The sequence below is a fragment of the Variovorax sp. 350MFTsu5.1 genome, from assembly GCF_048302515.1.
Lineage (GTDB): Bacteria > Pseudomonadota > Gammaproteobacteria > Burkholderiales > Burkholderiaceae_C > Variovorax > Variovorax guangxiensis.
The window spans coordinates 295,260-310,112 of the sequence record NZ_CP157621.1 but is presented as its reverse complement, the minus strand read 5'-3'; the positions used below and the strand labels follow the sequence as shown (position 1 = coordinate 310,112).

14 protein-coding genes are annotated in these 14,853 nt (G+C 64.9%); 10 read left to right on the top strand and 4 right to left on the bottom strand.

Annotated elements, in window-relative coordinates; translation table 11 throughout:
* Positions 1–257 precede the first annotated feature (257 nt).
* Both pabB and ABL843_RS32900 read left to right on the top strand, forming a co-directional pair.
* Complete coding sequence (gene pabB, locus ABL843_RS32905; protein WP_418120558.1) at positions 258–2,399, top strand: aminodeoxychorismate synthase component I; 2,142 nt, start codon at positions 258–260, stop codon at positions 2,397–2,399.
* 31 nt (positions 2,400–2,430) lie between these two features.
* Positions 2,431–3,255: a DMT family transporter gene (locus ABL843_RS32900; protein WP_418120557.1), complete on the top strand. Its 825-nt coding sequence runs from the start codon at positions 2,431–2,433 to the stop codon at positions 3,253–3,255.
* Between the two features lie 79 nt (positions 3,256–3,334).
* On the opposite strand, the gene ABL843_RS32895 is transcribed toward ABL843_RS32900, so the two are convergent.
* Positions 3,335–3,907, bottom strand: a complete 573-nt coding sequence (locus ABL843_RS32895; protein WP_369662914.1) for a helix-turn-helix domain-containing protein — start codon at positions 3,905–3,907, stop codon at positions 3,335–3,337.
* Positions 3,908–4,384: 477 nt separating this feature from the next.
* On the opposite strand from ABL843_RS32895, the gene ABL843_RS32890 reads away from it, so the two are divergent.
* Positions 4,385–4,969 carry an acyl-homoserine-lactone synthase gene (locus ABL843_RS32890; RefSeq protein ID WP_369662631.1) on the top strand — a complete coding sequence of 195 codons (585 nt, stop codon included), beginning with the start codon at positions 4,385–4,387 and terminating at the stop codon, positions 4,967–4,969.
* A gap of 51 nt (positions 4,970–5,020) precedes the next feature.
* On the opposite strand, the gene ABL843_RS32885 is transcribed toward ABL843_RS32890, so the two are convergent.
* On the bottom strand, positions 5,021–5,773 hold the full coding sequence (locus tag ABL843_RS32885; RefSeq protein ID WP_369662630.1) for an autoinducer binding domain-containing protein: 753 nt from the start codon (positions 5,771–5,773) through the stop codon (positions 5,021–5,023).
* Positions 5,774–6,034: 261 nt separating this feature from the next.
* Between ABL843_RS32885 and ABL843_RS32880 the strand changes: the two genes are divergently transcribed.
* Positions 6,035–6,970: a GlxA family transcriptional regulator gene (locus ABL843_RS32880; protein ID WP_369662629.1), complete on the top strand. Its 936-nt coding sequence runs from the start codon at positions 6,035–6,037 to the stop codon at positions 6,968–6,970.
* 31 nt (positions 6,971–7,001) lie between these two features.
* Here ABL843_RS32880 and ABL843_RS32875 read toward each other — a convergent pair whose 3' ends face one another.
* Together ABL843_RS32875 and ABL843_RS32870 are read right to left on the bottom strand one after the other, a co-directional pair.
* Positions 7,002–7,916, bottom strand: a complete 915-nt coding sequence (locus ABL843_RS32875; protein WP_418120556.1) for a ParB/RepB/Spo0J family partition protein — start codon at positions 7,914–7,916, stop codon at positions 7,002–7,004.
* Positions 7,906–8,712 (bottom strand): ParA family protein, encoded by an 807-nt coding sequence (locus ABL843_RS32870; protein WP_418120555.1) that lies wholly within the window; start codon positions 8,710–8,712, stop codon positions 7,906–7,908. Before ABL843_RS32870 ends, ABL843_RS32875 begins: the two co-directional genes overlap by 11 nt.
* A gap of 157 nt (positions 8,713–8,869) precedes the next feature.
* On the opposite strand from ABL843_RS32870, the gene ABL843_RS32865 reads away from it, so the two are divergent.
* From ABL843_RS32865 to ABL843_RS32840, 6 genes are all read left to right on the top strand, one after another.
* Positions 8,870–9,415 carry a hypothetical protein gene (locus ABL843_RS32865; RefSeq protein WP_418120554.1) on the top strand — a complete coding sequence of 182 codons (546 nt, stop codon included), beginning with the start codon at positions 8,870–8,872 and terminating at the stop codon, positions 9,413–9,415.
* Complete coding sequence (locus ABL843_RS32860) at positions 9,412–9,789, top strand: TrbC/VirB2 family protein (RefSeq protein ID WP_418120553.1); 378 nt, start codon at positions 9,412–9,414, stop codon at positions 9,787–9,789. Before ABL843_RS32865 ends, ABL843_RS32860 begins: the two co-directional genes overlap by 4 nt.
* Before the next feature lie 11 nt (positions 9,790–9,800).
* Positions 9,801–10,163 carry a type IV secretion system protein VirB3 gene (locus ABL843_RS32855; protein WP_418120552.1) on the top strand — a complete coding sequence of 121 codons (363 nt, stop codon included), beginning with the start codon at positions 9,801–9,803 and terminating at the stop codon, positions 10,161–10,163.
* A 23-nt stretch (positions 10,164–10,186) separates the two neighbouring features.
* Entirely contained in the window at positions 10,187–12,694 is a 2,508-nt protein-coding gene (locus tag ABL843_RS32850) for a VirB4 family type IV secretion/conjugal transfer ATPase (RefSeq protein ID WP_418120551.1), read from the top strand.
* Between the two features lie 73 nt (positions 12,695–12,767).
* On the top strand, positions 12,768–13,424 hold the full coding sequence (locus tag ABL843_RS32845) for a type IV secretion system protein (protein WP_418120550.1): 657 nt from the start codon (positions 12,768–12,770) through the stop codon (positions 13,422–13,424).
* Between the two features lie 271 nt (positions 13,425–13,695).
* Entirely contained in the window at positions 13,696–14,748 is a 1,053-nt protein-coding gene (locus ABL843_RS32840) for a type IV secretion system protein (protein ID WP_418120549.1), read from the top strand.
* The last annotated feature ends 105 nt before the right edge of the window (positions 14,749–14,853 follow it).

Genomic DNA, 14,853 nt, shown 5'->3' with positions numbered 1-14,853 from the left:
TGGACGCGATCAGGCTCACCGGCAAGGTGAGCACGATGGCGGGCGCGCTTCCCGGAACGCCCGGCGAATGGACCGCCCCTCGTGTGCCTCCGGGCATCGCGGCCGCGAGATTCGTGATTCTGCGCTGTCGCGGCCACGCCTTTCCTGCGCGCGTGCTTCGCACATGGTCTTCTCTGGGGCAACTGACACATTGCGCAGTGTCTATCCACCTCCGGTTCGTCAACGATGCAAGTGCGGCCACGCATCCAGGAGCCCCCATGCGCACCCTCTTGATCGACAACCACGACTCGTTCACCTACAACCTGTATCAGTACCTGGCAGCCTGCAACGCCGAGCCGCCCGTCGTCGTTCGTAACGATGAAATGAGTTGGGACGAGATCGAGCGCATGCCGTTCGACAACATCGTGATCTCGCCAGGCCCCGGGCGTCCGCAGCGCCCCGCAGATCTGGGCATTTCGGCGGATGCGCTACGGCGCTCCCGCAAGCCCGTCCTCGGCGTCTGCCTGGGCCACCAGGCCATCGCCCACCATTGCGGAGCGCTCGTCGATCTGGCCGTACGGCCCATGCACGGGCGCCTGGACCGCATCTCGCACACCCAGCGCGACCTCTTTCTCGGCATCCCCGACCGCTTCGAGGCCGTGCGCTACCACTCGCTCGCGGTCACGCAACTGCCAGCCTCCCTGGAGCCGCTCGCCTGGACGTCTGACGGAACCCTGATGGCGCTGCGCCATGTCTCGCGCCCCTGGTGGGGCGTGCAGTTCCATCCGGAGTCGATCTGCACGGAGTTCGGCGCAAGGCTGCTGCGCAATTTCAGGGAATTGACGCAGGAATGGCATGCGCAAGCGTCGTGGCGCGAGGCCCAGGATCGCCTCGGACCGTCGCTGCGGCTCGAGGGGCCACAGGCGCTCACACTCCACGCAGAATGCCTGGACACTGCGGTCGATGCCGAAACCGTCTTCGCGGCCGCATTCGCCCGCAGCGACAGCGCTTTCTGGTTGGACAGCAGCCTTGCGGAGGTCGGGAGGGCACGTTTTTCCTTCATGGGTGATGCGAGTGGCCCTCGCGCCCTGGAACTGACCTACCGCACGGCGCCGCGCGAGCTGCTGGTACGCCGCGGCGACATCGGCCAGGTACGCGCAGAAAGCATCTTCGACTACCTGCGCGACCACATTCCCGGCCAGCAACCCGCCGGTCCGCGCCTGCCTTTCGACTTCGCCGGCGGTTTCGTCGGGTATTTCGGCTACGAGCTCAAGCGGGAGCTGGATGGCGCTCTGATGCACGACGCCGACACGCCAGACGCGATGTGGATCCTTGCCGACCGCTTCCTTGCCTTCGACCATGCCGAGCAGCAGGTCTGGATCGCCTGTCTGGACGACCCCGCCCTGGGCGACAAAAACCGACGCTGGATGCAAGCCATGCGCGAATGCATCGAGAGCCCTCAACCCCCGACCGGCGGCGCAAGCGCGGATGCGGCCCGCGATCTGCACTCGCTGCAATGGCGCATGGACCTGAGCGCCTACCGCGATCTCATTCTTCGTTGCCAGCACGAGATCCTGCAGGGCGAGACCTACGAGGTCTGTCTCACGAACCAATTGGTCGGCGAGGGGCGCATCGACCCCTTCAATGTCTACCGGGCTCTGCGCAAGCACAACCCTGCCCCTTATGCGGCCTACCTGCGCATGGGAGGGCATGCCGTACTGTGCGCCTCCCCCGAGCTCTTCCTGCATGTATCGGCCGATCGGTCCGTGGAATCCAAGCCCATCAAGGGCACCGCGGCTCGCGGCGCCACTTCGGCCGAAGACCTGGAGATCGCCGAGGCGATGGCCGCCGACGAGAAGACGCGCGCGGAGAACCTCATGATCGTCGACCTCCTGCGAAACGACCTCAACCGGGTGTGCGAAATCGACAGCGTCCACGTGCCCAGCCTGTTCGCGGTGGAAACCTACGCGACGGTGCACCAACTGGTCAGCACCATCCGCGGCCGGCTGCGTCCGGACCTCGGGGCCGTGGACTGCGTGCGCGCAACCTTCCCGGGAGGTTCGATGACCGGTGCCCCCAAGGTGCGCACGATGAAGATCCTGGATGAACTCGAGGGCGCATCGCGCGGCATCTACTCGGGCAGCATCGGCTATCTGTCGCTCAACGGCGCAGCCCAGCTCAACATCGTGATCCGCACCCTCGTGGCTGCCAACGGCCGGATTTCCATCGGCGCCGGTGGTGCCATCGTTGCGATGTCCGACCCGGATGCCGAAGTCGAGGAGATCGTCCTGAAGGCACAGTCCCTCTGGGACGTGCTCAAGCGCTGCGGGGCACCGCTCGGGCCGAGGCCGGGAACGACGGCCCAGACGGTGCCCATGCAAGACCCGCCGTCGCCCCCGTCCTCTGCCCGCAATGGCTAGCGCATCTGCCAACCGTCGGGGGATCGCCCTCATGCTGGTGGCAATGGGCTGCTATGTGCTCAACGACGTTTTCGTCAAACTGTCTGCGCAGCAGCTGCCTCCTGGCCAGGTCCTCGCCGTGCGTGGCTTCTTCGCCAGCCTCTTCGCCGTGGCCCTTGCGTGGGGAGCGCGCACCCGTTGGCGGACAGCGTTGTGCCCGCTCGTCGAGGCGCGCTGCGGGCTCGAGATCACGACCGCGCTCACCTCCGTGCTTGCCCTGTCGCTGGCGCCTCTTGCCACGGTCAGCACGCTCATGATGACTGCGCCGCTCATGATTGCGGTCACTGCCATGGCTTTGCATTGGGAGCCCTGGAAGAGCAGCCGGCTTGTCGCAGCCGCCGTTGGCTTCGTGGGGGTCTTGCTGGTGATCCAGCCGTCCGCGCGGGCCGATGTCGCAGGAAGCGGCCACGCGTGCGCCGTGCTGTGTGCCGCCTCGCTGGCCGCGCGCGACCTGGTGACGCGTCGAATCCCGGGTGCGATCCCCTCGGTGGTCATCACGGCCGCGGCCACGCTCGCCGTGTGCCTGGCCGGTGTGTTCCTGGGCCTCACCGAGCACTGGAAGGCGCTTGCACGGCATGAGATCACCGCCCTGGCTGCCGCCGCCAGCTGCGCAACGCTCGGCAGCTATGCACTGGTCGCCGCCTGCCGCGATGTCGATCTGTCCGTTGTGACGCCCTTTCGCTACAGTTTCATCGTCTGGGCCTTGCTGCTGGGCTACGTGATCTGGGCAGACGTGCCGGCCCCCTCTGCAGCACTCGGGCTCATCCTGATCATCGCGGCAGGGGCCTTCACCATCCGGTCGACGCGTCGATCATGAGCACATGATCAACCAGGGCGCCGCTTGGAGGCCACCACGCGCGGGCGATCGACGCCAGTGGCCGGCCAGTCCGCTGCGCTCAATCGCGCAACGAGAAGACAGCGCACAGGCAGACGACCGGCCCCTCGGCGATGACATCAACCCCGTGCGGTGCCCCAGCCTCGAAAAGCAGCGAATCTCCAGGTCCGACCCCCACCACCTTCGTGCCATAGCGATAGCTCAACCGCCCCGAGAGCACGTAGAGGAACTTGAGCCCTGGGTGCTGCGACGCTGTATCGGACCGTGCGCCTTGCGCCAGGTGCATCAGACAGGGCTCGATGGCTAGCTCTCGGGACTGCAGCCGCCCGAGCAGCTCATAGTCATAGCCTTCCATCGCGTCGGCGCAGTCCACGCGCAAGCCCTTGCCGGCCGGAACGTGGCTGAAGTCGGCCCTGCCGGAACCCTCGGAAAAAAAGCGGGAGACAGCCACCCCCAGTCCGCTGGCGATGCGCTCCAGTGTCTCCACCGAGGGGGAGACCAGGCCACGTTCGACGCGCGACAGCATGGAGGCCGAGAGGCCGGTGTGCTGCGCGAGTTGCCCGCCCGACACACCGGACGCGATGCGAAGCGCCTTGATCTGCGCTCCGATGCGCGAAGCGCAGAGACTTCGCACCGGCGTCGCTGGCGCGCGCGGCGCCGTGACCGATGCGGGGAGCCTGAGCCGTCGGACCGAAGGAAACGGGGATGCGATCTGCTTGTGCGCCACGTGCTCAGCCCCTTGCCGTGCCGCGCAGCGCCGCCACCGCCGTGCGCGCGGCGGTATCTGCCGCGCGACCAGGGCGTCGCCGATGACTGACGCGACAGAAGCGGAAAGGAGGCACGGCCAGGCTCGATAGAAAGGAAAAGGAAAGAGTCTTCCCGGGACCGCTCCCTAGATCAACCATTGCGCACGGCGTCATTCCGCCAACAGCTCTTGAGATGGCCAACCAGCTGCTGTCTGCGATCCGTCCGATTGGCTTGCATCGTATGCAAGAAGCTCGGACACCTCGAAGGGGCGAAATACCCGTCGCCGCCCCTGTCAACTCTGTCAGTGTCCTCGCGCTTTTCATCAAGCTGTAATCCGGCCTCGTTCGTCGAGAGGAGACAGGCCATGGAGTTCATCGCAGGAACCGTCGATTCATTCTCCGCAGGGCTTTTGTTCGACATGGCGCGCTATCGACACCAGGTCTTCGTCGAGAAGCTGGGCTGGCAGCTGCACACGCGTGCGCGGTTCGAGCTGGACGAGTTCGATCGGAAGGACACCATCTACCTGATCGCGCGCAATCCGAAGGGCGAGATCGTCGGGACCAGCCGGCTGCTGCCAACGCATCGGCCCTACCTGCTGGCCTCCGTGTTTCCCCAGTTGCTTGGCGACATCCCGGCCCCCTGCTCGCCGCAGATCTGGGAGCTGTCGCGATTCGCCGTGGTCGACGGCACACATTTCGGAGGCAACGAGGTTCCCGGCGAGCCTTCGCTTGCGCTGGACATGCTGGGCGTGGCGATGCAGGTGGTTGCCGGCGAGGGCGGACAGCGACTGGTCAGCGTCTCGCCCATGGGCATCGAGCGCATCCTTCGCCGGGCTGGCCTGTACGTGCACCGGATGGCGCCGCCGATGCTGGTGGAGGGCCAGTACCTGTTCGCCTGCTTCATCGACGTGGACGGCGCGTGGCGCCCGCACCGCATTTCCTCGAGCTAGGCAGCATCCATACCAGAGGCGCCATCCCACGTCCCGATCAATGACCTTCGCTCAGTTCAAGAGCCCGAGGCGCGCGGAGAGCGCCACGGCCGAGTTCTTGTTGTTGGCGTGCAGCCTGGCGATGGCGTTGCGCAGGTGATAGTTGACCGTCGACTTCGACATGCCCAGGATGACGGCGATCTCCGCGCTCGTCTTGCCGTCGGCCGTCCAGCGCAACACCTCCAGCTGCCGCCTTGTGAGCGGCTCGATTCCAGCGAGGGGACTGCCACCCAGATGATCCATGAGCGCATGGTGAGCGGTGTTCACCAGCCATTGGAGCCACGGGTCCTTGGCGCGCATCTCGGCGGCCGTGAGCGGCTCGCTCGAACGCGCCAGCGACAGCATGCCGATGCGCGCGTCGGGTTCAAAGACGGACTGTGCCCAACCGATGCAAAGACCGAAAGAGCGGGCCTCGTCCCACATCTGCGGCGTTCTGCGGAAAACCTGATCGCTCCAGATCACGGGTGCCGCGCTGCGCACCCCATGGGCGATCGTGGGATCGATCTGCAGATAGCCCGCTTCCAGATACCGATGGTTCCAGCGCGCGTCGTAGGTGCTGAGCATCCGGGTCTTGGGTCGGGTGAATGGCAGGAAGGTGCGCAAACCGTAGGCACATTGCTCGAAGCCCAGGTGTCTCGCCGCCGCGCTGACCTGCTCGAGCACCTGGGACGGCTCGCTTGCTTCAATCAAATGACCAAGAACCTCTTGTGTCCAGTCGTTCATCAGATGCTCTTCCCACCTCGCCGTCACCTCCAGCTCGGCCATTGGCACATGGGTACTCTCCCACGGGCCATGAGGATGACGGGCAGACAGTCTAGAAGCGCCGCACGCTCCTGAAGCGGCAAATGACCACCATTTCTGCCAATCTGGCGGACTCTGACTTCACCAAGCGATGAGGTTCAGCGTGGGTTCAGGAAGATGGTTCGAACTGCGACTCTGTTCCCAACATGAAAACAATGGTCTCACGCAATGCACAAGGTATGGCTCCTGCTGCTGCCTGGATTTCCTCTCGTCGACGTCAGTAGCATGCTGGCGGTCTTCGAAGCGGCCAATGCCGCGCACGAACGTGAAGACCGCGAAAGCGCTTACGAGGTGCATCTGGCCTCCGTCTCGGGAGGTCCCGTCCTCAGCTCCAGTGGCGTGCCGCTGTCCACGAATGCTTTGCCGCCCCAGCTCGTGGGTCGCGCGAACACGCTCGTCGTGACCCGCAGGCCGGGGCTTTTTCCGGCTACCAGCGAGGCAGCGAATGCGTTGCGCCTGAATGCCTGGCTCATGAGCAGCCGAGGGCACCTGGTGCGCTGTGTCGTCCTGGAAACCGGATCCCCATCGCCACCCGGGCCGGATGTTGGCGTTGCGCCACGGCAAAGGGCCCCTGTGGTGCGGGCTTCATTGCAGGTGCGCGAAAGGGCGGCTTCTTTCACCGAGCGCATCGCCACACACGGGTGGCCGAGCATCGAGCCGGGTCAGGGGCTGGACCTGGCCCTGTCATGGATCGAAGAAGACTGGGGAGAAGCCTTCGCGAACACGCTCGCTTCGAACCTGCCCTATCCGCGCAGCCAACGCTACGGCGCGAAGCGCTATCGCAGTCCGTTGATCGAGCAACCCTCGGACGACGCCCGGCTCACCGCACTGCATCAGTGGATCGCGATGCATCTGCGCGAGGACCTCAGCATTCAGCGGCTGGCCAAGCAGATCCACATGTCCACGCGCTCATTCGCGCGCTTTTATGTGCGCGCGACTGGGCTCACGCCGGGATGCGGCGTCCAGCAGATCCGTCTCGATTTCGCCTGCCGACTGATCGAAACGAGCACACGCCCTCTGAAGGCCATCGCCGCGCAATGCGGCTATGGGTCCCAGGAAGTGATGCGCAGGGCCTTTGTGCGCGGCCTGAAAATGACGCCCCGTGAATACCGGCGCCTTCACGCCGTTTCGACAACAACGAGCGCCCTACAGTCCTCGTAGCCGGCAGCAGCGAGACAGGACGGCCACGTCGCTATTCCTCCGTCGCCCAGCACACCGGCCGCAGATCCGCCAGGGGAAGCAGGCTGTGCTGGCCATCACCGAAGCGAACCTCGCCAACGTTGCCATCTTGGGCCTTGAGGCGCAGGGCTCCACGTCGCCCATCGTGCTCTACCACCAAGACCGTGTGGCCACCGCTGACCACCTTGGTTGCCGCGCGCATGTCCACCGACGCTGTCGTCGACCCAGGGGAACTTCTTGGCGCTGGAGGCGGAAGCCCAGCAGCCATCGCTTCAAGGACGGCCCGACTGATCGGCTCACCTTCCGCCAGAAGTGCTTGAACCGCCTCCGGCCGGTCGCGCGCGACCCCGACCAACCGATACAGCAACCGCACATCCCCACCGATACGTCCTTCCTGCACCGCTCGGCGCAGGTCCTGCGGTGCCTCGCAGAGCTTTGCAACCTCGGTGATGAAAGAGCGCGGCTTGCCCAGCCGGCGTGCGATCTCTGCGCGCGAATGCCCTTCCCTCTCCCGCTCCATGATGAAAGTGGACAGATCGAACGGCGACATGTCCTCGCGATGCAGGTTCTCGGATGCCTGGGCGAACGGATCGACGCGCTCGTCTAAGAAAGCGGGAATGACGCTCAGGCCGGCACGGCGTGCGGCACGCACCCTGCGCTCCCCTCGATTGACGATGTACCAGCTCGCCTGCCCCGGATGCGATCGAAGAGATACCGGCTCCAGCACGCCGTGCAGTCGAATCGACTCGGCAAGCTCCGCAAGCCCCTCATCCCGCACGGCACGACGCGGTTGGGCAGGATCAAACTCGATGCTGTCAAGCATCACCTGCAGCGGCGCGCCCGCCGCGGTGTGGACGGCAGCCGCCTGCGCCAGCAGGTCGGTCGCCCTGAACTGGCACAGCGCACTCAGATCCAGGCTACCGCCCACATTCACCTCCCGTCCCCGCCCGCACGACTTCGCCATCCCCCTCGACGCGCTGCTGCAGCAACTCGAACGCCTGCATCACCTCGGTGCTCGCCGCGCGGGCCGCGCTCTTCGGCAACTGCCACACCGGGAGCCCCTCGGCCAGCGATTCCGGAATCGCCGACCGGATCGAGATACGAGCAGGAATGACGAACTCGCGGAAGTTCAAGGCCAGCTCCTGCATCGCAGATTTCTGCCGCAGCGAGTGGGGGTTGAAGCGGTTCAGCACGATGCCAGCCAGCCGCAGCCGCGGGTTGTAGCGCTGCCTGACGCCGAAGATCGTCTTGAGCATGTCAGTGACACCGTCGATGCTGTATTCCTCCAGCTCGATCGGACAGACTGCGGCTGTCGCAGCGATCAGTGCCGCACTCATGCGCAAACCGAGCGCCGGCGGTGTGTCGATCACGACCGTGTCGAAGTCCCGCGCCAAGCAGATCACTTGCCTGCGGAATGCGGGAATCACCACCTCCGGCTTCGCGAGTTCGACATCGGCCAGTTGCTTGCCGCCTGCCACCGTCGCGATCGCGATGGCTTGCCCGCTGGGCATCTCGACCGAGGTCTCTTTCTCCCCGAACAAAGCGATCGCCCCGGTGCCGGTTGCGAACCGGCGCAGTGACTTCGAGCTGTTGGCCTGCGCATCGAGATCGATCAGGCACACGGATTGACGACGGATCTCGGCCAGCCAGTATGTGTACAGAACGGCCAGTGTCGACTTGCCGACACCGCCCTTCTGATTGCCGAAGACGACCACATGGCCCATGGCTTGTTCCTCGCGACTCGTGCCCGCGCTGGGGTCGATCGCGCGAATCTAGCGTCCAGAATCGTTGCACCGCCACTGATAAAAGAGACAGTCGACACGCGCTCAGTCACGGGTAGACAGTGCGGCCATGCGCGCAAGGAATGCTCACTGCATCGGCATGACACTGGAAGGCGGACGAGCCGCCTGCCTCTTGCTGAGCGCCTGCGCGGGACAGGCTGCCTTCGCAAGCGACCTGTCCGCGCAGTCCCGACCCGCCTCGGCGCAAGCGATCGCTGCGGCCGGACAGGGAACTCGCGACCAGGAACGCATCGACATTCTTCGCCAGGAGCTGAAGAAATCAGGGGAGCAGCTTGAAAGCCTCGCCCGCCGCAGGGCAGAGCGCCTGGCCTTGTCCGACATGCAGGCCGTCCGCGAGGCCGACGAACAGCATGCCCGTCTGCTCGGTGACATCGCAGCCCTCAAGCGAGAGACAGCCTCGGCACTCCGCGATGCCGGGCGTGCGTTGCCGACGAAACCCATTGTCGCCCCAGGCAGGCATCGCGCGATCGCGGGCTGGACCGAAGCACCACGCCCCTGGTGGGATGTCTACGGCAATGGCCAAGGCAGCAAGCGCCCTGTGATGCCCGCTGAGGCCGCCGCGCCGGAGCAGGACGCCCGAATCGTTCCTGTTATTTCCCTGCCATCCGCCGGAGCAACGCCATGACCGCCTACCTGATCCACAGGGCGAAACCCCTCACCTGGTCCGGGAGCACCGCCGCGCCGGAATGCCCAAGCCCCATGCATGAAAGGGATCGCCGTCCTGGCCGCGCCGCGCTGCTCGTGGTTGCGGTGCTCGCAGCGAGTCTCCCTGCGATCGCCTTCGGAGGCAGCCCCTTCGCCACCGGCGCGAACGCCACGCAGCAGCAACTGGTGGCGATCCTGACGCCGCTGGCAGCGGTCGCCGTGATGGTTTCCGGGGCGATGGCCTGGTTCGGACGCCTGAGCTGGTGGTGGATGGTCGCGGTGGTGATCGGCACCGTGCTGGTTTTCGGGGGGCCGCAGATCGTGTCCTGGATCCGGGGCCTGTTCGGGGTCTGAGGAGATCGACCATGAGCCGCAGCCAAGGCATCGTCGCTGATCCGCTGTTCGTGGGGATGACACGACCCCCGATGGTCTGCGGTGTGACCTACGCGGCCATGATGTTCAACCTCGTCGTCACGACGGAATCCTTCATCGTGACAACGAATCTTGCCTGGCTCCTGGCCTTCGTGCCGATCCACGGGATGCTCTACCTGGTGTGCCTGTACGAGCCCAGGTTCTTCGATCTGCTGCACCTGTGGGGGCGCACGCGCCTGCCGTCGATGCTGGTTGGCAACCTGCGGTTCTGGCGCGCCAATTCCTACAGCCCGCTGGGAGTGGATCTTCCTGACCACCGCGGCCGCCGGCGCTCAAGCTGTGCCGACGTCGTCTAGGCGCCCAGTCCAGGGTGTACGCCATGCCACTGCTCTCCCGATCCGAGAAGACCCTGCGCCGCGAGGTCCGAGCGGCAGCCATGATTCCGCTCGTGACCCATGTGGACGAGCATGTGGCCCGGACAAGTGCAGGCGACTATGTCCAGACCTTTCGGCTGGCCGGCGCCTCCTTCGAGAGCGCGGACGACGAGGACATCAACAACTGGCACGAACGGCTCAACGTCCTGCTGCGCAACATCGCTTCACCCAACCTGGCGCTGTGGACCCACGTGGTCCGGCGCCGCGAGATGACCTACCGGCAGAGCCGGACGGTGCCCGGTTTCGCCCGCGAGGTGGAACAGCGCTACCGCCAGAAGATGGCCCGCGAGCGGCTCATGGTCAACGAGCTGTACCTGTCACTGGTCTTCCGGCCGCAACCCACGCACATCGGCAACGCTGCGCTGCGCGTTCTCAGGCGCACGGATCCGGCAGGCGCACGAATGGAATTAGACGATGCCCTCGATGCCTGCGGCAAGCTGCGCCAGGAACTGCTTGCAGCCCTGGAGCGCTATGACCCCGAGGTACTGGGCATCTACCGGTTGCCGGAGAAAGACGCGCTTTTTTCCTCACTGCTGGAGTTCCACGGCCTGTTGGTCAACGGGGAGTGGCAGCGCATGCCCTTGCCTCGCGCTGCACTGAATGAAGTCCTGGCCACCACCCGCCCCTTCTTCGGCAACGAGGCCATGGAGTATCGCCTGGACACGCGCACCCGCATCGGCGCTTTCCTGGGAATCAAGGAATATCCGACGCCCACCGCGCCCGGGATGTTGAGCGCCCTGCTGACAGCCCCTTTCCCGTTCGTCCTGACCCAGAGTTTCACCTTCCTCGCCAAGGGCACCGCCACCGACATGATGAGCCGGCAGCACCACCGCATGGCGGCCGCGGGGGATTTGGCGGTCTCGCAGGCCGAAGAACTCGAGGATGCACTCGACGACCTGATGAGCAACCGGTTCGTGGTGGGCGACCACCATTTCAGCCTCCATGTGCTGTCCGACAGCGACGACACCCTCGGCGAATCAGCACAGACCCACAGGCTGAAGCAGCTCAACGACAGCGTGGCGCGGGCCCGTTACCTGCTCGGCGACACCGGCATGGTGGTAGCCAGGGAGGATCTGGCGCTGGAGGCGGCCTTCTGGGCCCAATTGCCGGGAAATTTCACCTACCGCAGCCGCAAGGCTCCCATCACCAGCCGCAACTTCGCGGCCATGTCGCCCTTCCACAATTTCCCCACCGGCCGCGCGACAGGCAACTACTGGGGCGACGCGCTGACCGTGTTCATGACCAGGGCCGGCTCTCCCTACTATTTCTCGCTGCACACCAGCGATCCGCGCAGTCCGGAAGGCGGCAGCCGGCGGGACGTCGGGCACATCACGGCCCTGGGGCCGGTCGGCTCCGGCCGAACCACCCTGCTGGGCTTTTGCATGGTCGCCATCTGCAACCGCCTCGATGCCACCCAGATCATCTTCGACAAGGACGAAGGACTGCATATCCTCGTACGGGCGCTCGGCGGCCAGTATCTGCCGCTGAAGAACGGCACGCCCACCGACTGCAATCCGCTTCAGCTGGACGACACCGTCCCCGACAACCTCGAGTTCATGCGGCACTGGCTCAGGCGCCTTGTCATGCGCTCACCGCATGATCCCCTGACGGTGCGCCAGGAGGACGACCTCGAGCAGGCCCTGCGCGGGACTCTCGAGCTTGCCAGGCCCTTCAGACGGCTGTCCCGGCTCGCGGCCTTCCTCGACATCACGGACCCGGAAGGCGTGCACGCGCGCCTTCGCAAGTGGTGTGCCTCGGAGCGCGGGGACTACGCCTGGGTCTTCGACAACGACCGCGACGAGGTGGCGTCCCTGCTGGCTCGTCACGCCCTGATCGGCTTCGACGTGACCGATTTCCTCGACAACGAGACAGTCCGGGCACCACTGACCATGTACCTCTTCCATCTGGTCCATCACATGGTGGACGGTCGTCCCCTGGTGTGCTGGATGGACGAGTTCGCCAAGCTCCTCGGCGACCCGGCCTTCGCGCAGTTCGCCAAGAACGGGCTGGAGACCTGGCGCAAGAAGAACGCGAACATCGCCACCTTCACCCAGAGCACCAGCCACGTGCTCGGGTCCAGCATCGCCCGGACCATTGTCGAGCAGACGCCGACCAAGATCCTGTTTCCCAACCCGGATGCCGACTACGACGAATACACCCGTGGTTTCAACCTGACGGACCGCGAGTTCGCGCTCATCAAGCAGGAGCTCGAGCCCGGCTCACGCCAGTTCCTGATCAAGCAGAACCATGCGAGCGTGGTCGCGCAGCTCGATCTGCGAGGCTTCGACGAAGCCTTGCACGTCATCTCCGGGCGCACCGGCAACGTCCGTCTCATGCGCGAGCTCATCGAAAGGCACGGCCCCCATCCCGATCAATGGCTGCCTCCTTTCCGCGCGGCCCTGGCCGGCAACCCTGCAAGTTCAACCCCGCCCCGGGAGGTCTCCCATGCGTAGGCGTCTTCTCCTTGCTCTTCTTTTTGCCGCAACAGCATTCATGGCATCTCCGGGGGCGAAAGCCGGCATCCCGGTGATCGACGTCACGGCCGTTGCCAACCTGATGCAGCAGATCATGTACTGGCAGCAGCAGATCTCCTCCATGCAGAAGCAGTACGACCAATTGAAGGCCTCGAGGGATCAATTGGCCCAGACCCATGGCGCCATGACGGGCACACGAGGCATGGAACAGCTGCTACCGATCCCGGAGCTCGCACGCAACTACCTGCCGCCCAGCTACGGCGAGCTGATGAGCACACTCAACGGCTCGACGACCGGCTATGCCGGACTGGCGAACCACGTGCAATCGATCATGAGAGCGAACAGCGTCCTCTCCGGAACGCAGATGAACGCGCTCAGCCCCGAACTGCGCCAGATCGTCGAGCAAGGTCGACAGTCCGCAGCCCTGCTCAACGGGATGACCCAAAGCGCGTATCAAAACACCAGCCAGCGCTTCTCGGCACTGCAGCAACTGATCAATCGCATCGCCACCGCGCAGGACCCCAAGGCCATCCAGGATCTTCAGGCGCGGATCCAGGCCGAACAAAGCATGCTTACCAATGAGCAGACGAAGCTGCAGAGCCTCTATCAGGTCGCTCAATCGGAAGAGCTCATGCGCAAACAGCGCATCCGGGAGCAGTCCGCCTCGGACATCGGCTCCACGAGGTCTCTTTCCACCGTCACCTACTAGTGCTGCAGGGCCGATCCATGCGGAAACCAAACTCACTCCTCGTTGCGATCATCGTGGCTACAACGGCAGGAATCGGGGCGCATCAATTCGGTCAACATCGGTCTGCGGAGACGGCACCGCCAGCACACGCAGGGCCAGCCATTTCCCGAGCGCCATCATCGAAACCGTTTGATGGCGACCTGATCAGACGAAAGCCAGAAGGAATCAGCAACACGCGCGAGCTGAAGCCGGTCCTCGTACCGGCGGCTGTTGCTCAGTAGCGAGATTGATCATGGGCTTCTTTGCTCAATTCTTCTCGTGGCTCGACGGCCAGCTTGCTAACTACGTTGGTTTGCACTCGACGCGGGTCGCGTCCGCCATCGAGCCTGCGGCCGTGACGCTTGCGACCATCTACGTGATGATCTGGGGCTGCCTCAGCCTCGCCGGGCGAATCCAGGAGCCCATCTGGGAGGGCGTCAAACGCATCCTCACCATCGCAATCGTTCTGGGCGTAGGCCTTCGCTTGTGGACCTACAACCAGGTCATCACGGATACGTTCTATCGCGCGCCTGAGCAGCTGGCGGCATCTGCCATCGGGGCGCCAACCGTCGTGAATGTGATTGATCAGGTCTGGCTTGACGGAACGTCAGTTGCCGAGCAGCTTCTCAATAAAGGGAGTGTGTTTGATCGCGACTTCGCGTTCTACATCGCAGGCTTCCTGGTCTATCTGCTGGTCGGCCTGACTGTGGTCGTCACGGCATTCATGCTCGGTCTCTCGAAGGTGGCCATTGCGATCCTGCTCGCCCTGGGTCCGATCTTCATTGTCCTGCTCTTCTTTGACGCCACCCGGCGATTCTTCGAATCCTGGACCGCTCAGTTGGCGAACTACGCGCTCGTCGGCGTGCTCACGATACTTGCAGCTGCGCTGCTTCTCAACATTGTGAAAGCCTACGCGGCCAGTGCCGCGGCAGCAGGTGCCGGAATCACCATCGCAGCCAGTGCGCGAGTCTGCATCGCCTCAGCGTTGGTCTTCCTGGTGATGCGCCAAGTCATGCCGATCGCGGCCGGGCTTGCGAGCGGTGTCGCGCTGAGTACCTACGGGGTCATCAGCGGCGCGCTTCAATGGGGGCTCGGCAGCACGAAGCGAACCAGCAACGAATTCGGCCGCGGCGTACTCGACGGCCTGCGGCGAGAACCGGGCGGACGATGGGATTCACTGCGCCGCCTGGCGGGGAATCGCGCCGGCGCTGGCATCGCTTCCATCGGTCAGATCGGAGCATCGCGCCGCGGCGGAACTGTTGTTCCCAGGGAGCGAGTCATGCCGGGCTCACTTCGCAGTCGCTAGCCGTGGAGCACGCAATGAAGCCCTCCATCGCATTTGTCCTGTTGACCGTGCTCCTGACAGCATGTGGCACCCACCCACCCCGGCCGCCGCAATGCGAAGGCCCGC